This is a genomic window from Algibacter sp. AS12, assembly GCF_046736315.1.
GTDB classification, from domain to species: domain Bacteria; phylum Bacteroidota; class Bacteroidia; order Flavobacteriales; family Flavobacteriaceae; genus Algibacter_B; species Algibacter_B amylolyticus.
Map to the genome: position 1 here is coordinate 1,547,107 of NZ_CP151841.1, position 24,424 is coordinate 1,571,530.

The following is a 24,424-nucleotide window of genomic DNA, read 5'->3' on the forward strand; positions in this document are numbered from 1 at the left end:
ACTCACTTTTTATTCTAAAACCAACGATACATCATCAATATTAACCATACCAACTTCGGCTCCTAAATCAAATATTACTCGTGCATTAGCATCACCAAATTCGGTTGCTGTGAAGCTATACGAATATGTTGCTCTTGTTGTTGTTATACTAACATTTTCAGTAGTATTTGTCCAAGGGTCTGCACTAAGGCCTATTCCTGCAATTATTAATCTATTGACATCTGACCACGCATCAAAAGTTAGCGTATACGTTTCACCTTGAATAATTTCTACTTTTTGACTTAAATTAACATCAAACGGGTTTCCTGCACTTGCAACATTAACAGAATAATACGTGTTATCGCCTTCGGTAACAACTGGAGCTGAAGAGTTATCATCAACACCAATTAACCATGAATCACTTCCATTTTCGAAATCTGGATTAGCTAATAGATTAACAACGACACCTTCACCACCACTTAAAATCACGTTATCTATATTCACAATGCCAACTTCGGCTCCTAAATCAAATATTACTCGTGCATTAGCAGCACCAAAATCTGTTGCTGTAAACGTATATGAATATGTGGTCGGTGTTGTAGTGATATTTACATTTTCAGTAGTATTTGTCCAAGGATCTGCACTAAGACCTATTCCTGCAAGTATAGATCTATTTCCGTCTGACCAAGCATCAAAAGTTAAGGTATATGTTTCGCCTTGTGTAATTTCTACTTTTTGACTCACATTAACATCAAACGGGTTTCCTGCACTCGCTACATTAACCGAGTAAAACGTATTATCGCCTTCGGTAGTTACTGGCGCTGAAGAGTTGTCATCAACTCCAATAAGCCATGAATCACTACCGTTTTCAAAATCGCCATTGGTTAACAAATTAACTGGTGCCGTTGTTCCAGGTTTATAGAAATATAGGTTATCTACAAAAATAGTTCCACCTCCAGATGGCACACCATCAAACTTAAATTGAATGATATCACCAAAATTTAAAGCAGGATTAGCGTCTGTAAAAAATGAAATAGGAATATCGAAAGATGTCCATTGATCTTGAATTAGCGCTAAATCGTAAGCCGCTTCATTTGGACCAGAACTTATTGGTGAAAGTTTAGCATTAAAATTAGCATCGGCAGTCCAAACATCAATATGTATAAATTCCATAGCAGAAGCATCTACTGCAACCGTATTAAAATCGATTCCTTGATAGGTTAAATCGCCATATTGTATAACACTATTTCCAGCGACTTCAATTTGAGTGTACGTAGTTGTTTGTCCCCAGTTAGGATAATAATCTATTGGGTCTGGGTTTACATAAGAATCGCTATAAATAGAAATCACATCGCTTTGTGCTCTATTTGGTGTTGGAGCGGCGGTTAATGGTTGTAAAATTGCTGTAACAATAAACTCCTCTGAATATTCCACTGTTTCAATGGCAGCACTCATAGCTACTACCCTAATCGTGTATGTACCGGCTTCTTCATACAGATACGAAATGGTTTCGTCTATATTCATTACAACAGGATCTGTTTTTCCTACTTCACCAAAATACACCTCAAAAGACGTTACAAAATCAGCCGTTGCTGAAACGTTTACTTGTTTTGAAATGGCTGCATCATTTTCAATAGTTACCATTAAATTTTCTGGAGCTTTAAACGATACCACAACATTTTGTGTCGCTGCTGTAGTTAATCCGTTTAGTCCTACAGCTGTAATGGTAGCTTCATAAGTTCCTTCTTCGTAAATGTGATCTACACCATTTCCTGGAGTGATACCTTCTTCAATCTCAGAACCATCACCAAAACTAACGTTATAACTTACAGCGCCTTCTGCTAAGGGTGTAATAGTAACTAATCCCGTATTATCTTGTGTAACACTTATTTTAGCAGAAACATTTGCAGGTGCAGCAATAGCATCTACATAATCGGTATTATCATCTTCTACACAGCTAATAACAATTAGCGCAACAAGACATAAATTGAATACATATTTTATAATTTTCATCATCTTATCTTTTTATTAATAATTAGGGTTTTGCTCCCAGTTTCCGTTTGAAAATTGAACTTCTTCAATTGGAATTGGAAATACTTCATTTTTACCTGTAGTAAACCCATCTATTTCTGTTCCTCTACCAGTTCTTACTAAGTCGAAAAAACGATGACCTTCACCAACTAGTTCTACACGTCTTTCATGAGCAATAGCATCAGTAAGTACAGCACCTGTAGAGGTTACCTCATTAGGTTCTCCAAAAGCTCTAGCTCTAACTCTATTTAAATAACCTTGTGCTTTAGAATCATCAATATCACCACGGTTATACGCTTCTGCTGCCATTAATAAGACATCAGCAAAACGAATAGCTCTGTAGTTATTTGGATTTGTTAAGTTTGGATCTCCTGTATTTAAATCGCCTTTTCTAGCAATATATTTTCTGTTGAAATATCCCGTGTGCTCATTACCTTCGCCATAAGTAGCATCATTTGTTGCTGCCCAAGCTTCAATATCTAGAATAGCGACACTTTTACGTGAATCTCCAGTTTCAAACTCATCAACCACTTCTTGTGTTGGTACGTTAAAACTAAAACCAGAATCGAAGAATGGTCCTGAATAATTTCTTATACCATTAAAACCAACAGCTACATTACCTTCACTACACTGTAAACAATCGAAACCAGCGCCTTCCGCATCAGAATATTGTACCTCAAAAACAGATTCTATATTATTTTCACCTGCATTTTCGAAAATAGTATTGTAATCATCTACCAAATCATAAGGACCTTTTACTATTAAATCATCAAGAACAGTAGCAGCAAGTGCAAATTTATTTTGATATAAGTATGCTTTTCCTAAAAGTGCTTGCGCAGACCCTTTAGTTGCTCTACCTATTTGAGGCGCTGTATAGTTTAAATTAGCTACCGCATATTTTAAATCGGTTTCAATTAAAGCATAAACATCTGCTACTGGAGAACGAGGAATAGACGTCTCGTCTCCTAATTGAAAACGCGTTTCTTTTAATGGAATAGGACCAAACCATTTTACTAATTCAAAGTAGTAATATGCTCTTAAAAAATGAGCTTCACCAAGAATAATTTCTTTACCCTCAAAGTCTGTTTTATCTTGAAATTCTAAAATAAAATTAGCTCTATTAACACCAGCATACATCCAATCCCATAATTTTCTTAACTCACCATTTACAGGTGTGTGAATCATATCATCAATTTGTTGCCAGCTTACTACATCTGTTGCGCTCTCGCCTCCCGCCAATGTGTTATCTGAGGCTATTTCGCCCATAATAACATTTAAATAGGTAGATTGTAGTAAATCATAAGCACCAATTAAGGCATTATAATAATCAGTTTCAGAATTGAAATAGCTCTCAGAATCAATACTGTATCTATCTACTTCTTCTAAATAATTGTCGCTACAAGAAAAAATTGCAAATACGCATAAGCAGGCAATTAAACTTGTTGTTATTTTGTTTATATATCTTTTCATCTGTAAAATATTTTATATTGAAAGGTTTAAGCCTAAAATAAACTGTCTTGAAATTGGGTAAAAACCATAATCTATTCCTCCACCAATAGCATCGCCATTAGTTGCAGCTGGGTCGTAACCATTATATTTAGTAAATGTAAAAGCATTATTTACTGAAGCATACAAACGGAATTTACTAATTCCTAGTTTTTCAATAACAGCTGGTGGCAAAGAATAACCTAACTGAATGTTCTGAATTCTTAAGAACGAAGAGTCTTCAACATAAAAATCTGAAAACAATTTATTGTTTGTAACACCCAAAGTTGTTCTAGGAACCGTGTTGCTTGTTCCTTCACCTGTCCATCTATCTAAATATAAATTTAATCGGTTTACATTAGGTTGATCACGTTCGTAGTTACGTACCGTTTCTTTTCCTAATTCGGCATACATATAGGCACCAAAATCGAAATTTTTATAATCGAAATTTAAATTTAGACCCATAATATAATCGGCTTGAGGTTTACCTAGATATGTTCTATCTGCAATAGTGATTTCACCATCGTTATTTGTATCTACAAAACGAATATCGCCTGGTGCAGCGTCAGCCCCAAGACTGGTTTGTGATGGATGTGCATTAACCTCTGCTTGATTTTGGAAAATTCCATCCGTTTTAAGACCGTAGAAATATCCAATAGGTTGACCTATTTCCATTCTAGAAATCGCCGGCTGCCCTACACTGAATGAACCGCCTTCTGGAATAACGCCTCCGTTAATATCGGTAACCTCACCATCAATTTTGGTTACGTTATAGCTTACGCCAAAAGAAAATTTATCTGAAAGTGTTTCTTTATAATTTAGAAAAAGCTCAATACCTTTATTTCTTGTTGTACCTGCATTTACTGTTGGTAAACCGGCACCAGGAGCACCGGCACCTATAATTCCTGAAACAGGAAAACTTTCAATCAATAAATCATTTCTGTCTTCAACAAAATAATCAGCAACTATTTCAAGCTTATTATTAAATAGATTCATATCTAAACCTATATCCAATTTTTCGGCAGTTTCCCATTGTGCATCCGGATTTGGAATTCTGCCATTTGCTGTTCCTGTTACTAATGCGCCATCAATAACATAAGTTGCTTCTCCGCTTAATAAAGCTCTATATAAATCATCTCCAACATTATTTCCTAAAGTACCGTAACTGGCTCTAAGTTTCAAGAAGTTTATCGTTTCAGAATCTTGTAAAAAATCTTCATCTGAAATTTTCCAACCTGCAGTAGCAGATGAGAAATAATCTATTCTATTCTCTGGTGCAAAATCTGAAGCACCATCTCTACGAATCATTGCAGATAGTAAATATTTGCTTTTAAAATCATATTGAATTCTACCAAAAAATGAAGATAACCTAGTATCATAAATATATGAACTGGTTGATTTTGCTTCACTCAATCCATTTGCTAAAGAAATATCAGCAAATTCCCAAGAGTTGTTTGGCACATCAAAACCAGTTGCTTGAAGATTATCGCCCCATGCACGTTGTGCACTTGTACCTAAAGTGAATGTGGTATTGTGGTTTTCTGCAAACACTTTATTATAAGTTGCAAAAGTATCCCAAGTATAGGTGTTATTTGTGTTTTTTGTTTGGGTAACACTACTCCTATCATTATTAAAAACTTTACCAGAACCATAATTCACACTAGGAGAAAATTCTTTTTTATCATCATTATAAGCTTTCAAACCTATACGTGATGTAATTTTAAAACCCTCGAAAGCTTCGTATTCTAATTGAAAAGTACCTTCAATAGCATTACCTGAATATTTATTATATGTATTTGCTATTTGAGAAATAGGGTTAACCACTTCGTTTCCTAAAAAGCCAGATGTATCTTGTTGATCTAGGTTGTAAGTAGGTGCATAGTTTAATGCATTAAATAATGGCGTTCCTAGAGCATTTTCGCCTATAGTTTTTCTATTATTATTAAAATAATTAGCCGATGTAGTAAACTTTAATTTATCAGAAAGCTCGAAGGTTAATTTAATTTTAGCATTTGCTCTTTGAAAATCAGATTTATCGCTAGCAACAATACCTTTCTGCTCTAAAACAGAACCACCAAAGTAATACGTGCTTTTTTCGCCACCACCTGTCACCGATAAACTATGATTAGTAATTGGCGCTGTATCGAACAATTGCTTTTGCCAATCGTTTCCTGTACCTAAACCACTAACGTTTGGGAATGGTAATGTTTGACCATTTGCAGCATAGCTTTCGTTTAAAATTAAAGCATATTCGGTAGCGTTTAAATAAGGTAACTCACGAGTAGTTTCTTGAATACCTGTATACCCATTATAACTAATTTTAGCTTTTGAGTTTTTCTTACCTGTTTTTGTAGTTACTAATACAACACCGTTTGCACCTTCAATACCATAAATGGCTGCTTGTGCATCTTTTAGAATAGAAAAGGTTTCAATATCGCTAGGATTAATAGAGTTTAAATCGCCTTTATATCCATCAATAATTATTAATGGACCGTTATCTCCGTTAGAACTTACACCACGAATTAAAATATTAAATCCTCCACCAGGAGATCCTGATGGCGCAGTAACAGAAACTCCAGCCGATGTGCCTTGTAATGCTTGAGCCGCATCTACAGGTCTTAAATCTTCTAGTGTTGCAGCACTTACTATTGATACTGCTCCTGTTACGTCTTTCTTTTTCTGAGTTCCGTAACCTACTACTACAACCTCATCTAGCTGAGCTAAATCTTCTTGTAGTTGAATTGTTAATTTGTTGTTATTAGATATTACTATTTCTTTAGTTACATAACCAATGTAAGTAACCATAATAGTAGATCCTTTTTCCACTCCAGTTAAGATAAAGTTACCATCAAAATCTGTTGTGGTTCCTTTAGAGGTGTTCTTAACAATAATGTTCGCCCCAGGAATAGGAAAACCTGTTTCATCCTGAACGTTTCCGCTTATATCAATATTCTGCGCACCTACGAAGGTTATAAAGAATAAAGCTAAAACTTGTAATAGCGTGTGTCTCATAAATATGTTAGTTTTTGTTTGAGGTAAAATTAAGAAGGTATTGAGGTATTATTAATAAAAACCACCCCAACAAAAAATATACATTATAAAAAAAGGTGTTAAAATATAATAATATCCTAATAATTATAGGCTTTTATTATCAAATTAAACTTTGTAATAAAAAAAGTAAGAAAGTTAAAAAACACGCAATGTTGTGGTATTGTATAGGTAAAAGATTGTATTGTTGTGGAAATTAAACTTCCAATATATAATTAGTAAGGCTAGATTCGTGAGCTAAATCCATTTTCTTTCTTAACCTGTATCGTTTCACTTCTACACTACGGGAAGAAATATTTAATAAGGGAGCTATTTCTTTTGAAGATAAATTTAAACGTAAATAGGCACAAAGACGTAAATCATTTGCCGTTAAACTTGGATGTAAACTTTTAATCTTTTTTAGAAAATCTTTATCAGCATTATTAAAGGCCTCTTGAAACAGATTCCAATCATCTGAATTATTAAGATTTTTATCAATAATTTTTATAACCTTACTAAGGTTTTTGTCTTCAGAATTTTCTAATTCTTTTTTAATAGTATTTAAGAATTCATTTTTCTTTATAAGATTCATTGTAGAAATACCCAACTCTCTATTTTTTGAATCAATATTTTCTCTTAATTTTTCGTTTTTAAAGCGCAATAATTGTTGTCTATTCTCTAATTCTTTAAGACTTAGTTCCCTTGTTGTTTTTAACATGAGTCTTTCACGTTGTTTTCTATAATACCGTTTATAAATATTATGCATTAACAGGGAAAATAATAATAATGCAAGCACATAAAGCGCAATAGCCAGGTTTGATAAATACCATGGTCTTTGAATATGGAAAGTATATGTTTTATTACCTTCCGTAACCTGGTAGCCCACTCGACCTCTTACACTAAAAGTATATTCTCCAAAAGGAAGGTTTTCAAATAAAACAGTACCATTACTAGACCAATCGCTCCATTTATTATAAATACCATCTAGCTTATATTGATATTCTGGTTTTAGTATTTTAGAAAACTCTGAAATACTATAAGAAAATTGAATATTATTTTCCTTGTTTTTAAATTCGGGACTAGCAGTTATATCAACATATTTTATACTATCGTTTACTTTAGAGGTACTTACTTTAATTTGATTTAAGGTTATCTCATGATTTTTTCTACCAAGTTTATCTAAATCCAAAACAATATATCCTGTTGTAGATCCAAATAAATACTTTTGATCATCTAAATGTGTCACACTTTCAAAATCTAACACATCTTTTCTTAAATCTTCGGAAAAAGAGATACTTTTAATACTGTTTTCGCCACTTAAGCTAGACCATGTAGTATATTTAATTCCTCGAGAAGAAAAGCCCCATAATGTATTAGTTAAACTATCGGAAACAATAATACCCGAAGTAAAATTATCTTGATCAATTAACTCACTTAATACACTATCTTTTATAAATTTATTAGAAGCCTTTTGATACTTAAAAACACCCTTATTGTTTGAATATAGTATATCGCTATAATGTTTAGTTAAGCTAGAATTAAGTTTAATAGGCATTGAGTTATCTTGATTAACTTGTACTGTTTTAGTAAATTCTTTATCAATTTTTATATTAAATGAACCCTTGTATTCATGAACCAGGTAAACACTATTACTATCGATAAACTCAAAGAACCTACTAGAAATATCGAAACCTTTTATTTTATTTCTAAACTGCCATTGTCCATTAATTTTCTCTAGAATATTTAAGCCATTATAATTACCTTGAATTAGTAAATCTTTGTGATTAGCAATTTGCTTTATTTGCCAAGTACCTTGAACATTAGCTATTTTAGTTGCCTGTTTATTATTAACTATAAAGGTTCCAGAATTATGACCACAAAACAGGGTGTTATCAAGAATATCTAAACACCAAACTTGCCCTTGTGTTCCCTCTAAAAATTCCACTTTTTCGTTACTGTATAATGGTTTACAAAAAAGACCTTGATTTGTACCTAAATAAAGCATGTTGTTATATACTTTAGAGGTGTAAACACTACCAATCATGCCACTATAATCATAATAAATATGATATGGCGATTTAATATTTATACAGTTTATTCCGTTATCCAAACCTAACCAAATATTATTATCGATATCCTCATAAAGAGCCAAAATAGTATTGTTAGTTAATCCGTTAGTTTGGTTAATTTTATAATTAACATCGCCATTTTTGGTAATATGAATTAGACCGTTAGAAATGGTACCAAGTACAAGGCTTCCATCTTTAAGTTGAATACTACTAAATACACTTATGTTTTTTAAAACAGCCGAAGCAGAACTTATCCAAGGTTTTAACTGATTATTTATTAGTTGAAAAAAACCATTGTCTTGAGTAAGAATGATAGGCACTCCATTAGAAGTAAAAATGTTTACAATAACATTGTTTTTAATAATAGCATCGCTAGAAACTAAAACACTATTACCATTTTCTATTTTATACAATCCATTATTTAAACTTTGAAAATAGAAACTAGAATCTACCTTAAACAGCCTAGAAATTTTAGTTGGGGAATTAACAATATTATAACTACTTGTTACTTTATTAAAAATAATAATACGATCTAGAGATTGAAACAATATGGAATTATCAATAGCCATGATATTCCAAAACTCTTCATCTTCCAATAAATCAACTTTTAAATTTTTAGAAAGTGATGTGTAATTTAAAATACCATAATTATCTTTTTTCCAGAAACCAAAATCATGATAACTACCCGTGTAAACCAAATTATCTATAGCTTGAACAGCCCTTATATTGGTTTGGTTTGGCGAATTGTACAACGTCCATTTAGCCCCATTATATTCCAACAAGCCTTTATTATTTGCAATATAAATAAACCGACTATTAGCCTGAGAAATAGACCAATTTTGTGATTCTGCACCATAATCTTCTGGATAAAAAACATTTATAGGTGGTCTTTCTTGTGCAATTGCATTAAGAAAAAATAAACACAATAAAAGAGAGACTACGTAGTTGCTATATTTCACTAGGTTTAGTTTTGTTTTGTTACCAAGGTACTAAAAACAGTAAGTATAACCAACACTGTATAGTTTATGTATTGTTAAATTAATATGTTATAAAAGCAAAAAACCTTCTAAATAGAAGGTTTTTTGTATATTTTTTTATTGTGTTTTTAGGATAAATTATTCTTTAGCTTTTGAAATACGCCCACCTAAAATTTTACTTTCTTCAATTTCTTCTGGGTTTCCGTAAATTAAAATTTCACCACCAGCTCTTACTTTAGCTATTACTTTTTTGGTTGCATTTACTTGAGCTTCGCCAGCTGCTCTAATTGAAACCTCGGTAGCTTTAGTACTTAAATCTTTACCGTTGTAAATACCTCCTGTATAAATTGAAATATCTTGGTTATTTGATTTACCAGATGCTTTAACAGAACCTCCAGTAACGGCACGCACATTTGTGTATTTAACAGCGACTTTTACATCGATACTTGCACCTTCTTGGGCGTTTAAATCTATTTCGAATTGCTCGATAACATCATTGGAATGTACTTTTGCACCTTCATTAACATCGATAACATCTACATTGGTATAATATAATTTTACTTTAGTGTTATTACCATCAAAAGCTTCTTCAAGCTTCATTTTAATTTTTAAGGTACCGTTTTTATTATTTACTAAAACATCGGCAGCATTTTTTCCGGTAACCGAAACTTTATCGATATCTGATTTAATAAGTTCTACTTCTATTAAATCGTAAACTTTTAATTCGCTAAACTCTCCAACGGTTTTTTCAATAGGGTTTTGTGCTAAACACACCGTTGTTACAAACAGTACAACTACTTTAATTAAGGTTTTCATGAATGTTTTTGTTTTTTGTTTAACGCAAAACTATCAAGATTTATTCCATAAGCTATTTACTTTATGAAAACTTTATAATTAAAGTATTAAGGTTGCTTCGCTTTTAGAATTAAAAACAAAACCTAGATGTAACTAAAAATTTTATAAAACGTTAACTGCGGTTCCCGTAACAGATATAAAATAATAGGATCCGGCTTCGGTTTCCATATCTAATTGAATACCTACAACCGCATTGGCTTTTAATTTAGCTGCATTCTCTTTTAAATTTTGAAACGCTTCTTCTTTTGCTTTATTTATAACCTCTGCAATTAAAGCATTGTTTTTTTCGGTTTTAAATGAAAAGGATGTTTTAATAACACTTGATACACCAGTTACGATGCCTAAGTAATCGTTAATTTTAAAACCTTCTATTGAATGTGTTGTTGTTAATATCATGATTTTTATTTTGTTTAAACACGTTGCTTGCGTTAGGGATTGAGGCTTTGTTGAAGCTCTTTTTGTGTTGTTGCACTTATGCAACACAAAAAAGCGACTGCCGAAAGCCCGACCCTTGTGGTAACGCCCAAATTGTTATAAATATGTTATTACTGTGGTTTTCCTAATAGGTTAAAATCGAGGTGTTTTTTAACTAAATCGGTGTTTTTAACTTTTACGACTACCTCGTCGCCTAGTTGATAGACCAAACCGTTGTTTTTACCCACCATAGCGTATAGATCTTGATCGAAGGCGTAATGATCGTCCTTCATGTCGCGAACGCTTACCATACCTTCGCATTTGTTGCTTATAATTTCTACATAGATTCCCCAATCGGTAACGCCTGTTATTACACCCACAAAATCTTCGTCTTTATGATCTTCCATAAAACGAATTTGCATGTATTTAATAGAGTCACGTTCGGCTCTGGTTGCTAAACCTTCCATATTGCTGGAGTGGTTACATTTCTCTTCGTAAACCTCTTCGCTAGCCGATTTTCCGCCATCTAAATAGTGTTGTAATAACCTGTGCGCCATAACATCTGGATAACGACGTATTGGTGATGTAAAGTGACTATAATAATTGAATGCTAAACCGTAATGCCCAATGTTATGGGTGGTATATTCGGCTTTGCTCATACTACGAATAGTTAAAGTATCGACTAGATTTTGTTCTTTTTTACCGTTTACTTCTTTTAATAAATTGTTTAAAGAAGCGGTTGTGCTCTTACGATCTTTAAAATTAAGTTTGTAACCAAAACGGCCCACTACATTTTGTAATGAAGCTAATTTACTATCGTCCGGCTCATCGTGAACACGGTATACAAAGGTTTTTTTAGGATCTTGTTTACCAACAAATTCTGATACTTTTCTGTTAGCTAAAAGCATAAACTCCTCGATAAGTTTATTAGCATCTTTACTTGTTTTAAAGAATACACCTACCGGATTTGCTTGCTCATCTAAATTGAATTTTACTTCTACCTTATCGAAAGATATTGCGCCATCGCGCATGCGTCTGCCTCTCATAATTTTAGCTAGTTCGTCCATTTTTAAGATGGCATCCGCTAATTTTTGATCGGTTTGATATGTTTTTCCTGTTAATGAAACTTCGGCAGGAATGGCATTTGTTTTAGATTCTATAACAGCTTGAGCTTCCTCGTAAGCATATCGAGCATCGCTATACGTTACTGTTCTACCAAACCATTGGTTTTTAATTTCGGCTTTATCATTGATTTGAAAAACTGCCGAAAAGGTATATTTCTCCTCATGCGGACGTAATGAACAGGCATTGTTTGATAATACTTCTGGAAGCATTGGTACCACACGATCTACTAAATATACAGAGGTTGCACGCTCGTAAGCTTCATCGTCCAGCACAGTGCCTTCTTGTAAATAATGTGATACATCGGCAATATGAATTCCAATTTCGTAGAGTCCGTTATCTAGAACCTCAAAGGATAAAGCATCATCAAAATCTTTAGCATCTTTAGGGTCTATGGTAAAGGTTAAATCTTTACGCATATCTCGACGGTTTGCTATTTCTTTTTCGGTGATTGAAGTATCTATGTTATTTGCAAATTCTTCAACCTCGTGTGGGAATTCTAATGGTAATCCGTATTCGGCTAGAATAGCATGAATTTCGGTATTGTGTTCTCCTGGTTTACCTAATACTTTAAGTACTTTACCGTTTGGTGAATCTGCTTTTTCTGGCCACTCCTCAAGTAATACTAATACCTTATCGCCATCTTCGGCCTTATTAATTTTATTAATTGGTACAAAAATATCTTTGTACATTTTATTACTATCTACTACTACAAAAGCAAAATTCTTTTTTTCGTGTATTTGAATAACGCCTACATACTCTGATTTTGCACGTTTTATAATATTGGTAATTTCGCCTTCTTTCTTTCCTCGGTTTTTGCGTTTATAAGCGTAGAATTCTACTTCGTCGCCATGTAATGCTTTGTTAATATTGTTGGATGCTATAAAGACATCGTCCTCAAAATCGTCGGAAATAACATAACCATTTCCTTTAGCGCCTAAATCTAGTTTTCCTATATGGTATTCTGCATTTACGACTGCTTTAAACTTACCGCGTTCTACCTCTTCTATCTCTTGCTGAGCAGTTAGTTTGGCTAATGTTTTTATAATTTGATTTCTGCTACTAGCATCGTTAACACCAAGTTTAGCAGCAATTTGTTTGTAGTTAAAACTTTGATTTCTTTCTTTTTTTAAAATACTTAAGATTGTACTTGTTAGGTTGGAAATACCATTCTTTTTGGATTTCCCTTTTCTTTTTTTACTCATTTAATTATTGTAATCATTATATTTCCATAAGATATTGGAAATTTTGTTATTAAATAGCATTATTAATGTGAAGAATTTGCTATTTCTTTTTACAAAGCTACGGTTTTAATATTAAATGGGTGTTTTGTTATAGTTAATTTATGAAAAAAGGCTTTCAAATTAATGAGAGCCTTTTTTAAATATTGAAGAAATTATTACTATTCTATGAGTATTTTTTTAGCCGATTTACCTTGATTTGTTTCAACTTCTAAAAAGTACATACCACTCGATAAATTGGTAACATCTATTTTTGATGTTCTTACTGAATACAAATATTGGCTTTGGATATTATAAATATTGATTTGTTTTAGCTTTAATCCAGTAATTAAGTTAATATTTAATTCATTTTTTACAGGATTTGGATAATATGAAAAGAAGTTATGTTTAAAACTTTCTGCTGATAATACTGTGGTTAAGTCGTAAACTCTAACGTGACCTTGAGAAAAACCTCCTTCACCATAGAATCTTGATCCTACAGCTAAAATAGTCCCATCAGAAGATATACTAGTTGAAAAACCTGCTTCATCATTACTATTTACACCATTTATATCGCTTCCAATTTGTGACCAATGATTACTTAAGTTTTGATATACCCGAACGTGACCAGATCCATCACCATTACCATCATTATCAGGTGCACCAATAGCAACTATACTACCATCATTTGATAAACTCACCGACCAACCTGATTTATCTTCTGCATCCTCTCCGTCAATATCATCACCTACTTGAATCCAACTATTATTAAAATATTTATATACACGTACATGACCTTCATTTTGTCCATCATTAATTGTAATACCATCATTATAAATTCCTCCTATAGCTAAAATATTACCATCATTTGATAAACTTACACTATAACCAAATTGCCCATATTCTTCACCATCAATATCATCACCTAGTTGAATCCATTCATCATTGATATTTTTAAATACACGTACATGACCAATATTTAAAATTTGACTAGCATTGTTAACCTCAGCGTTATGAGGAGCACCGATAGCTACTATATTACCTTCTCCAGATAAACTTACACTTAAGCCTGACTCGTCATTATCATCTTCACCATAAATATCACTACCTATTTGAATCCAATTATTACCTATATATTTATACACTCTTACAAGACCAGGACTATGTTCTATAACATGACTTTCAGGAGCTCCTATCGCAACAATACTACCATCATTTGATATACTAAGACTGGTACCTAATAATTCATATCTATTCTTACCTAGAATATCATTTCCTACTTGAGTCCATTCATCATTAATGTTTTTATATATACTTACGTTTCCAGAATCTGTGCCATTCTTATCACTATCAGGGGCACTAATTGCAACTACACTTCCGTCATTTGATAAACTTACATAAGATCCTAAGTGTTCATGAAAATCCTTACCATCTATATCACTACCGACTTGAATCCACTCATTATTTTTATTTTCATAAACACGTACCTGACCAGCATAAATACTACTTCCATAATTAAATGGTGCTCCGATTGCAACCATAGTACCATCGCCAGATATAGAAACACAAGATCCTGAAAAATCAGCAAATCCTTCTCCAAGAATATCTTCACCAATTTGAACTTGTGAAAAAGTTAATAAAGGAATTATTAAAAATAAAAAATTTAGGCTTCTTACAATTTTTGATTTAGAATGGAACTGCTTCATTTTATGTGATTTTAGTTAATATATTTATAACTACCACAAAAAAGTTCTAGAGGAAATATAATCAGTTGATTTATAGATGACTAATATAATAATAATTTTTAAAACACAAAAAGACTCACATTAATTTGTGAGTCTTTTTGTGTTTTAAAGTAAATATTTTTTTACTCAATAACTATTTTTTTGGTTGATTTACCTTTGTCTGTCTGGATTTCTAATAGATAAATACCTGAATTTAATCCTGATACCTTAAAGTCTTTACTTTTTTCTTGCTTTAATAATTGACCTTGAAGGTTGTAAAGTTTTACTTGTTCTAGTTTCATAGAATTATCTATGTTGATGTGAACCATATCTTTAACTGGATTTGGATAAATTTTAATACGATTTTCTAAATCAATATTCGTTGCACTTAATGTACCTATTAACTCAAACCAGTTAATATTACCTACATAACCTGTTCCTTCTGTTTTAAATACTAGGTAAACATCATAAAACCCTACTTTACTGGATAATGCTCCTGACACAGTTGTCCAACTTTGCCAATTACCTGTGCCTGGTAAATCAACGGTACCTAATAATTCGCCAGTTGGAGAATCTATTCTTACTTCTAAAATTCCTCCAATAGTTCTTGTTGCAAAACGAGCATTAATAGTTTCTACTCCTGTTAAATTTATGTTGGAATACATTAAATAGGCATCATTTCTAATTCCAGCCATATTTAATCCACCTCCAGTATCTCTGCATGTTTCGGAGTTAGAACCATTAACATCATCAAAATTTTCTGCTTGAATGATATCTGATTCATTATGACCTGTATAAATATTAACTTCTGAAACATTATAATATCCACTTACACTTGATGACTGCGATTCAATAATAAGCTCTAATGAACTGCCCGATAAGTTATCCTTATAAGCAAATCTATCGTCTCCAGACTCTAATACATTTGTTATTTCTGTTTTAGCACCGCCATCAAGCTTATAAAATACCTTAAAATCGTCAGATGCAGTTAAAGTACCTATTTCATCGTACTTTATTAATACATCAACTTCAGCTTCACATGTAATATTTATGAGTCCTGTTGTCCAATTTGTAACTGTATTTTGTAAAGTAAATCCAGTATTTTCATAAGGTAAACTACATGCGTCAATAAGTTCTACGAAATTTAATTGCAACCAATTGATTTTCCAATTATTTGTGCTTGGAAGTATTCTTAGGGTTTGTAAACCTTCTTCAAGATATATGGAAGCTTGAGTTTTGGTTTCCCATGTTTCAGCGCCTCCAGTTGCATTAAAACTAACTTGACTCGTTAAGGAACCATTAATATTTACATCGAAATTAATTGGATTTGTTGCACTTGCTACTCTATAATCGATTGAATATATAGCTCTAAATGGTACATCTATTTGATATTCTAACCAATCTCCAGAAGCAATATTAGTAACTTCAGAAGTACCACTTGTATCGCTAGTAGCTTGAACGCTTACACCATTCATGGCTGTATAATCTTCAGCTTCAATATAAACGGAGTCCGTAACATTAATAGTAAATGTTAATTTATTTGGTCTTCCACAATCAGCTATATAGGTAACTTGATAATTACCAGATTGACTTTTCTGTATATTATCAAAAACCAACACTCTTTGGGTAGCAATAATATTATTATTTTCATCTGCCCAAATCCATGAACCACCTTCTTGTTCTAATGGTTGTAAAATCGCTTTGTTTCCAGGTAAGATTGTAATTTCTGAAGTTTGACGTTTACCTAAAGACAAACCCGAAGTATTAAAGGATTCTACATAAGGTATAACAGGTACATCTTTACATTGCAGTAATAACCTCATCCAGTTTAATTTAAAACCATTAGAATTAGATAATACTTTTATAGTTTGTGTGCCTTTTGTTAAATAAAACTGTGAAGCAGATTGTATGGTAGTCCAATTACTATCCCCACCAGTTTCTGTAAATGTAACTTGTTCCAAAGAAGTGGCTCCAGAAAATAGTGTTAAATCACCACTAACAGCACTTGCTACACGATAATCCATTAAATAAGTACCCGAAAATGGCACAGTAATTTCATATTCCGTCCAATCACCAGTATCTACTGAAGTCACTTGCTCATTTCCTGAAACATCCGTAGTGTTTTCAGTAGAGATACCTGACATTGCTGAATAATCTTCGGCTTCAATTTGTGCATAAACTCCTAAATCTTCGGTATCTCCGTCTACAAAACCAATTTTAACATCTGTAAAAATAGAAGTACAAAGCACATTACTATTTGTAGATGAAACTCCTAAACCTATATAATAATCTTCAGCCATGCTAAACATCGTATTTTGTTGAGCAGACCAACTTACGCCATCAGGACTTACAAAACCAACAATATTATCTCCTCTACGTTCAATCTTTATCCAAAATGGAGCAACCGGCTCTGGATCAGAAAGAGAACCCGAACCATCCGCAGCATAAAAACCACGTGAATTATAAACACAACCTGATGAATACGTTAAAGACATAGTTGCTGTTTTTGCATTTGCAGCTAGACTTTCTCTAATTACTACTGCCGCTTTAGCATTACTATTTGTATTTTCAATTGAATTTACCTTTGCTATTAATACTGCATCACCTGTTATTTGTTTATATGCATAATGAAAAGAATCACTACCAAAACGATAAACATCTAATCCTGCTCCTTCTATAGTCCAAGTTCCATTATTATAAGTTCTACTACCGTTAACTCCAACAGAACCAATATTTGCACCTGATAAATTAGTGACTTCACTTAAAGTAAATTCTGGATCCGATGCAGAAGTAAAAGGTGCAGTAGTCATAAATGTTTCGTCCTTAGCAAAAATAAACGTGTTTTCATCAACTCCCATTGCTTCACGATATTGTGTTATATAGGGTGCTGAAAGACCTTTACGAACTACATATGCTCCGTAAGTTAATTCCGTTACAGGAATAGCATCTGAAGAAGCTGCATTTCTACCATCAGCACCAATAGATGTAAAATAATTATAACATGTACCAAAATCAATCCAAGGTACATCATTTCCTAAATTATACTTAGTCCAATACTCATGCACTGCAAGTAATCTATTATCTAATACACCATATAAATCAATGCCTTGAGCCCATCCAATCTCTGCACAAGTAGCAAGGTTTCCAATCATACCCATAGCATGTCCTTGATCTCTACCTGTATCTCCATTTTCTCCATTCGGTAATGTATTAGAAATACCTCCACATTGATCATTTAAATAAGCATCAATACACATATCAAACTTTTCTTGATCGTTAATATATACAGCAACATACATAGCTCCCATAAGATTATTTGCACCTTGATTAGCAGCACGTAAAGGATTTGGCAGCCTAAATAGTGGCCAATAAACATCTAGAAAATAATCTTCTGTTTTTGCCGTAAGTTCATCTGTCCATCCTGGATACGTATATCTTAAAATTTCACAAGCTTGTACAAGAGTACCACCTCTCCACGCAGCACCAAGATGTGCTGAGGTTCCACCCCATGATTTATGAGTGGTAGCCCAGGGTTCAATAATAGACATCGCTAATTCAGCATGAGACGAATCTTTTGTAAAATACCATTGTAGTGCATGATAAAGTGCAGCATTCACATCATTTATGAAAAGATCATCATTCCCTTTGTTTACAACCTCTATTGCGGGACCTTGCATTTGATAATCAAGAGACGATTGCTGAAAACCTAAAATCATGTCCCATGACTCTTTCCAAGGTTCTACATCTGTTCGATTTGCCTTCATCCTTTCTAAGTCATTTATTGTAAATGGTAAACCAGGATGTACAAAATTTTGTGCACTTATATATTGTGCAAACATCAAACTGATAAATAGAAATAAAGATAGTTTAGTAATTTTTTGATTCATTATATATCATTTTAAAAAGTAATCTAATTTAGATCCTTGAAAAGGAATTAAATATAACTTACTGATTAAAACCTGTAATTATATGCTCATTTTACTACGGTTTTGCCTTTTGTAAATCATTTTTTTAATATTAGTTTATAAAAAAAGGCTCACAAATTAATGTGAGCCTAAAGTATTTTCAATGTATATTTTATTTACTCAATAACTATTTTTTTAGCCGATTTACCTTGATTGGTTTCAACTTCGAAAAAATACATTCCAGTTGCTAAATTTGTAACATCTATTTTAGATGCCTTTACAGAAAATAAATACTGACTTTGTATGTTGTAAATATTAACTTGTTTTAATTCTAACCCACTATTTAAATGAAGGTTTAACTCATTTTTTACAGGATTTGGATAATATGAAAAATAATCCTGATTTAAGCTTGTAGATGATAAAGTATCTAAATTTACATCATAGACCCGAACATGACCTGAATTTTCTCCTCTGGCATCGTTTAAAGGCGCTCCAATAGCTACAATGTTTCCATCGGATGATAAACTTATAGATCTACCAGAGCTATCTTGAGAATTTTCACCATCCATATCGTTTCCAAATTGAATCCAACTACCAGAAATATTTTTATAAATACGAACATGTCCTGAATTAGTACCATTTTCTCCATTTTTTATTGCACCAATAGCAACTATATTACCCGTTTCAGAAAGACTAACCGAAGAACCAAATCTATTAAATGCTTTTTCTCCATTGATATCGCTTCCAATTTGTTTCCAACTTCCTGAATTATTTTCAAAAACCCGTACATGTCCAGACTTTTCGCCGCTGCCATAATTATTAATAGCTCCAATGGCAACTATATTCCCTTCTGCAGATAAACTAATTGCACTACCAAAACTATCATAAGCAGCCTCACCATCTATATCGCTACCTATCTGTTTCCAACTTCCTGAATCATATTTAAAAATACGAACATGACCAGATTCTGGACCGTTACCGTTATTTAAAATAGAACCAATAGCTAATACTTTTCCATTTGAAGACAAAGATATAGCAGAACCTGATTGATCACCTTCAGATTCACCATCAATATCATTTCCTATTTGTATCCATTTATCCGAGATATTTTGATAAACTCTTACATGTCCAGAATCTGTTCCATTTCCATCATTTAAATGAGCTCCTATAGCTACTATATTTCCATCTGCGGATAAACTAATAGAAATTCCAGACTGATCATTATCATTCTCTCCTATAATATTATTACCTATTTGAGTCCAAACATTATCTTTATTTGCAAAAACACGCACGTGGCCAGAAGCCCATCCATTATCTCTATTTCCGTTTGCACCAATAGCAACTATATTTCCATTTGCAGATAAACTAACAGATTTCCCAAAAAAATCAGTATTACCTATACCATCAATATCTTTACCCAGCTGCTTCCAACTATAAGATACATTTTTAAATACCCTTACATGACCTGAATGGGCATTTAAACCACTTTGGTTATCAGGTGCACCAATAGCTACGATGCTACCATCTGCAGATAAACTAACTGAAGTGCCAGATTTATCATTACCTGCTTCTCCATTAATATCCGAGCCTATTTGTTCTTGAGAGAAAGAGAATAAGGGAACGAATAATAAATAAAGTAAATTTTTTTTCATTTTAAATTCTTATATTAATTAATTAACTATTTGCAAATAAAAGAATTATAGACAAAATAATATTAATTTTTAATACTATTTTTTTTCAATTTTAGTTTAAAATGATAGTTATCCACATATATATATATATAATCATTTTTCTTTTAAAATTTAAAAAAATAAATGGTGCTTATTATAGTCTGTTAATAGCGGTATAACTTTTTTAATATTTTCTTTGATATATATCTTATAGAATCTTGTTGATACTAAATGAACAATTTTAAAACACTTAACTCGTTTAATTTAAAGTGATTTATAATTACTATTAACAATTGTTAATAACAACTATTAACAACAATTTTTAATAAGTATTATAAACTTTTTGACTCACAACTACATAAATAAGACTTATAACTTAACTATAAATTTACATTAACTTATTTGCATGTTAACTAAAGGTTATGGATTGTAAAATTTATTGGATATTCAATGTTTTTCTTTTAAAAACTAATCAACAGTTATTAACATGTCATGCACATAATACTACACATTGTTTATAACTCTAATTAGTACGCTTTAATTTTATACATTAGGTTTTACACTTTTATAATTATACTAAAAAGTAAATTGTTTATATAACACAGGTTAAGTAAAAAGGCAATCTAAATCCATAATTTACTACCTTTGTAATTATAAAAATCAATATACATAATAATGACTATTTCTATAGGAAACGATCACGCAGGTACCGATTATAAATTTGCAATAATAGAACTTTTAAAAACTAAAGGTTATAATGTAATTAACCATGGCACCGATGTTTTTGATAGTGTAGATTACGCAGATTTTGTACACCCAGTTGCTAATGATGTTGAAACTAATAAAGCAGATTTTGGTATTTTAATTTGTGGTAGTGCTAATGGTGTTGCTATGACGGCTAATAAACACCAAAAAATTCGCGCTGGTATTTGTTGGACTAACGAAATAGTAGAATTAATTAGACAGCATAACAACGCTAATGTATTGTGTATTCCTGCTAGGTTTACTGCTATTCCTCAAGTATTAAAAATGGTAGAAACTTTTTTAAGTACTGAATTTGAAGGCGGCAGACACCAAAACAGAATAGATAAAATTCCATTGTCTTGCTAAATGGAGCACCATCATGCTCATAATCACGCGCATGTTCATAGCGACTTAAAAGGTCGTAACCTTCTCATATCTATTTTTTTAAATATTATTATTACTGCAGCTCAGGTTGTTGGTGGTTTAATTTCTGGGAGTTTAGCTTTACTAAGTGACGCATTGCATAATTTTAGCGATGTTATTTCTTTAATTATTAGTTACGTAGCAAATAATTTAACTAAAAAGAAGGCGTCTTTTCAAAAAACTTTCGGTTATAAACGCGCCGAAATTTTAGCCGCTTTTATTAATGCAGCCACTTTAATTGTAGTAGCTATTTTATTAATTATTGAAGCTGTAAAACGATTTCAAGATCCTCAAAAAATTGATTCTGGTTTAGTAATATGGCTGTCTTTAGTGGCTATTTTAGGAAACGGTTTTAGTGTGCTTTTACTTAAAAAAGATGCTGATTCTAATATGAACATGAAAAGTGCCTACCTGCATTTATTAACAGATATGATGGCTAGTGTAGCCGTTTTAATTGGCGGCCTTTTAATGAAGTATTATCAACTGTTGTGGGTAGATAGTGTTTTAACCTTTGCAATAGCAATTTATTTAGTTTGGATGGGGTTCGATTTATTAAAAGATTCAACCAAGGTACTTATGTTGTTCACACCAGATACCATTCCTATAAAACAAATTGTTGATGAAATAAATGCTTTTGAAACTGTTAAAAGTATTCATCATGTGCATGTTTGGCAACTTAATGAAGACGAAGTTCATTTAGAAGCTCATATCGATTTTAATCAAGATATTACCTTATCTCAATTTGATACCATTTTACATCAAATTGAAGATTTGGTATTCGATAAATACGATATTAATCATGTAAATATTCAACCAGAATTTGGTAAAAATGATGCCAAGGATATAATTGTGCAAGATTAAATTTTTGACTAGACTGTAATCTGCTTCATATTTTTTAAAAATTATAGATTAACCCTCAATTATAATGAATTCTACTACTTGTTACTAAAGTCCTTAATAACCGATTATCATGCTAGATATTAAAGTAAAATCTTTTAAAGAACTTACCACACCCGAATTGTATTACTTATTGCAATTACGTAGTGAAGTATTTGTAGTAGAGCAAGATTGCGTTTACCAAGATATTGATGGAAAAGATCAAAAATCCCTTCATGTATTAGGTGTTAAAAATGATAAAATTGTGGCTTATACAAGAATTTTTAAACCTGGAGATTATTTTGAATTAGCAAGCATTGGTAGGGTAGTGGTTGCTAAAAATGAAAGACAGTATAAATATGGTTACGATATTATGAACGCTTCCGCGGAAGCGATAAAAACTTATTTTAATGAGACTACTATTAAAATATCGGCACAAGTATATTTATTAAAATTCTATAATAATTTAGGATTTAAAGAAACAGGCGAGGAGTATTTGGAAGACAATATACCTCATATTGCTATGATAAAAAGTTGATTTTCTAGCGTTTTAAAGTAAAATAGCCGCGTAACACTTCTTTAGAGTTTAAAATAATCTCGTACCAATAGCTATCACTGTTTAAAATTTGACCATTATAGGTACCATCCCATCCTATTGTGGTATTAGGTAAAAATTTTAATAATTTTCCGTATCGGTTATAAATTGAAATGTTATTAACTAGGTTTAAACGATCGTAAACTTGCCAAACATCGTTTATACCATCATTATTGGGTGTAAAGTATTTAGGAATAAAGTAATCTTCATTATTTATAATTACAGAAAAACTAGTTTGATTGCTATAACAAGACGTTTGGTTGTATATAAAAATAGTTTGGGTACCGTTAATAATACTTCCTGCATTTAAGGCTGTTCCCATGCCATTAGGCCCGGTAAAGTAATTTCCATTATTTAGTGTTGGTAAGGTATAACTTGTTACAAAAACCGTATCTAAATTATCAACAGGAATAAAATCGCTGCAGGCTTCATTAGAATTTACATAATTAGCAAAATTTGAGGGTTGCCAAGTTGTATGGTCGGTATCAGGATTATCTACCACAACACAATTTAAATCTGGATTAAATTCAAAATTAATTGATGTAATGTTAGTGTTATTCCCGTTATTTAAATTTAAACTGCACAGCGTATTATTACTGCAATCTATTTCGGTTAAATTAAAATTATTTGAAAGATTTAGAGCCGAAATTATATTTTCAAAACATAGTAATGTCGTTAATTTACTGTTATTTTCAACGTTTAAAGTAGTTATATTATTCTGCTGGCACGATAAATACGATAAATTTGTATTGTTTCTAACATCTAAATTAGTTAAGTTATTACTACCATATTGCAACCTGCTTAAACCCGTATTATTTGAAACATTTAAGGTCGATAAATTATTACGTTCGCAAATCAATACATTTAAGTTAATATTGTTTAAAGTATCTAAACTTGTTAGTAGATTATCTTCGCAGCGTAAAGAAATTAATTTAGGGTTTTGCGAAACATTAAGATTAGATAGTTGGTTATTAAAACACCATAAAATCTGTAAATTAGTATTCGAGCTAACATCAACACTTGTTAATTGATTATTTTGAATAAAGAGTTGATTTAAGCTTGTAAAATCTTCAATGCCTGTAAGATCGGAAATAATTAAGCCTGTAGTATCAAAACTTAAATCTAAGCTAGTTAAGGGCGTTATGTTAGAAGTTGGTACAAAATCATCTAAAGGACCAGAATCTAAGCCTAAATCGATTAAAACTTGTTCAAAACTATCGTCTGGAATAAATGTGTTTTGAGAAAGGCAGCAAAAGGAAACCAAATAGAAACTAATTAGGAAAAATTTAGTTTTGGTGCCCATTTAAA

Annotated in this window: 14 protein-coding genes; 3 read left to right on the top strand and 11 right to left on the bottom strand. The window is 31.9% G+C overall.

Features of this window, described 5'->3' with window-relative positions:
* Positions 1–9: 9 nt before the first annotated feature.
* The 10 genes from AAFN75_RS06520 to AAFN75_RS06565 form a co-directional block, all read right to left on the bottom strand.
* Positions 10–1,995, bottom strand: coding sequence for a carbohydrate binding domain-containing protein (locus AAFN75_RS06520; protein WP_411808790.1), 1,986 nt, complete (start codon positions 1,993–1,995; stop codon positions 10–12).
* Between the two features lie 12 nt (positions 1,996–2,007).
* Positions 2,008–3,480, bottom strand: coding sequence for a RagB/SusD family nutrient uptake outer membrane protein (locus AAFN75_RS06525; RefSeq protein WP_411808791.1), 1,473 nt, complete (start codon positions 3,478–3,480; stop codon positions 2,008–2,010).
* A gap of 12 nt (positions 3,481–3,492) precedes the next feature.
* A complete protein-coding gene (locus AAFN75_RS06530; protein WP_411808792.1) occupies positions 3,493–6,507 on the bottom strand; it encodes a SusC/RagA family TonB-linked outer membrane protein in 3,015 nt (1,004 codons plus the stop codon).
* 232 nt (positions 6,508–6,739) lie between these two features.
* Positions 6,740–9,550 carry a triple tyrosine motif-containing protein gene (locus AAFN75_RS06535; RefSeq protein ID WP_411808793.1) on the bottom strand — a complete coding sequence of 937 codons (2,811 nt, stop codon included), beginning with the start codon at positions 9,548–9,550 and terminating at the stop codon, positions 6,740–6,742.
* 156 nt (positions 9,551–9,706) lie between these two features.
* Positions 9,707–10,384: a head GIN domain-containing protein gene (locus AAFN75_RS06540; RefSeq protein WP_411808794.1), complete on the bottom strand. Its 678-nt coding sequence runs from the start codon at positions 10,382–10,384 to the stop codon at positions 9,707–9,709.
* Positions 10,385–10,525: 141 nt separating this feature from the next.
* Positions 10,526–10,819, bottom strand: coding sequence for a YbjQ family protein (locus AAFN75_RS06545; protein WP_144114806.1), 294 nt, complete (start codon positions 10,817–10,819; stop codon positions 10,526–10,528).
* Between the two features lie 149 nt (positions 10,820–10,968).
* Positions 10,969–13,164: a ribonuclease R gene (rnr, locus tag AAFN75_RS06550; RefSeq protein WP_411808795.1), complete on the bottom strand. Its 2,196-nt coding sequence runs from the start codon at positions 13,162–13,164 to the stop codon at positions 10,969–10,971.
* Positions 13,165–13,361: 197 nt separating this feature from the next.
* Positions 13,362–14,885, bottom strand: coding sequence for a T9SS type A sorting domain-containing protein (locus AAFN75_RS06555; RefSeq protein ID WP_411808796.1), 1,524 nt, complete (start codon positions 14,883–14,885; stop codon positions 13,362–13,364).
* Positions 14,886–15,046: 161 nt separating this feature from the next.
* Positions 15,047–18,790 carry a carbohydrate-binding protein gene (locus tag AAFN75_RS06560; protein WP_411808797.1) on the bottom strand — a complete coding sequence of 1,248 codons (3,744 nt, stop codon included), beginning with the start codon at positions 18,788–18,790 and terminating at the stop codon, positions 15,047–15,049.
* A gap of 194 nt (positions 18,791–18,984) precedes the next feature.
* Positions 18,985–20,460 carry a T9SS type A sorting domain-containing protein gene (locus AAFN75_RS06565; RefSeq protein WP_411808798.1) on the bottom strand — a complete coding sequence of 492 codons (1,476 nt, stop codon included), beginning with the start codon at positions 20,458–20,460 and terminating at the stop codon, positions 18,985–18,987.
* A gap of 693 nt (positions 20,461–21,153) precedes the next feature.
* Between AAFN75_RS06565 and AAFN75_RS06570 the strand changes: the two genes are divergently transcribed.
* The 3 genes from AAFN75_RS06570 to AAFN75_RS06580 all read left to right on the top strand — a co-directional run bounded on the left by AAFN75_RS06570 (position 21,154) and on the right by AAFN75_RS06580 (position 23,059).
* Positions 21,154–21,588 (top strand): RpiB/LacA/LacB family sugar-phosphate isomerase, encoded by a 435-nt coding sequence (locus AAFN75_RS06570; protein ID WP_411808799.1) that lies wholly within the window; start codon positions 21,154–21,156, stop codon positions 21,586–21,588.
* Positions 21,589–22,506: a cation diffusion facilitator family transporter gene (locus tag AAFN75_RS06575; RefSeq protein WP_411808800.1), complete on the top strand. Its 918-nt coding sequence runs from the start codon at positions 21,589–21,591 to the stop codon at positions 22,504–22,506.
* Positions 22,507–22,615: 109 nt separating this feature from the next.
* Positions 22,616–23,059, top strand: coding sequence for a GNAT family N-acetyltransferase (locus AAFN75_RS06580; protein ID WP_411808801.1), 444 nt, complete (start codon positions 22,616–22,618; stop codon positions 23,057–23,059).
* A gap of 4 nt (positions 23,060–23,063) precedes the next feature.
* Here the strand turns inward: AAFN75_RS06580 and AAFN75_RS06585 are convergent, their stop codons facing one another.
* The gene (locus tag AAFN75_RS06585; RefSeq protein ID WP_411808803.1) at positions 23,064–24,419 is read right to left on the bottom strand and encodes a T9SS type B sorting domain-containing protein; all 1,356 of its coding nucleotides are present in this window, start codon (positions 24,417–24,419) and stop codon (positions 23,064–23,066) included.
* Positions 24,420–24,424: the final 5 nt, after the last annotated feature.

Bases quoted from the DNA above. Each gene is read 5' to 3' on its own strand.
- AAFN75_RS06520 (WP_411808790.1), bottom strand. From the start codon at position 1,995: ATGATGAAAATTATAAAATATGTATTCAATTTATGTCTTGTTGCGCTA.
- AAFN75_RS06525 (WP_411808791.1), bottom strand. From the start codon at position 3,480: ATGAAAAGATATATAAACAAAATAACAACAAGTTTAATTGCCTGCTTA.
- AAFN75_RS06530 (WP_411808792.1), bottom strand. From the start codon at position 6,507: ATGAGACACACGCTATTACAAGTTTTAGCTTTATTCTTTATAACCTTC.
- AAFN75_RS06540 (WP_411808794.1), bottom strand. From the start codon at position 10,384: ATGAAAACCTTAATTAAAGTAGTTGTACTGTTTGTAACAACGGTGTGT.
- AAFN75_RS06545 (WP_144114806.1), bottom strand. From the start codon at position 10,819: ATGATATTAACAACAACACATTCAATAGAAGGTTTTAAAATTAACGAT.
- rnr (WP_411808795.1), bottom strand. From the start codon at position 13,164: ATGAGTAAAAAAAGAAAAGGGAAATCCAAAAAGAATGGTATTTCCAAC.
- AAFN75_RS06555 (WP_411808796.1), bottom strand. From the start codon at position 14,885: ATGAAGCAGTTCCATTCTAAATCAAAAATTGTAAGAAGCCTAAATTTT.
- AAFN75_RS06560 (WP_411808797.1), bottom strand. From the start codon at position 18,790: ATGAATCAAAAAATTACTAAACTATCTTTATTTCTATTTATCAGTTTG.
- AAFN75_RS06565 (WP_411808798.1), bottom strand. From the start codon at position 20,460: ATGAAAAAAAATTTACTTTATTTATTATTCGTTCCCTTATTCTCTTTC.
- AAFN75_RS06570 (WP_411808799.1), top strand. From the start codon at position 21,154: ATGACTATTTCTATAGGAAACGATCACGCAGGTACCGATTATAAATTT.
- AAFN75_RS06575 (WP_411808800.1), top strand. From the start codon at position 21,589: ATGGAGCACCATCATGCTCATAATCACGCGCATGTTCATAGCGACTTA.
- AAFN75_RS06580 (WP_411808801.1), top strand. From the start codon at position 22,616: ATGCTAGATATTAAAGTAAAATCTTTTAAAGAACTTACCACACCCGAA.
- AAFN75_RS06585 (WP_411808803.1), bottom strand. From the start codon at position 24,419: ATGGGCACCAAAACTAAATTTTTCCTAATTAGTTTCTATTTGGTTTCC.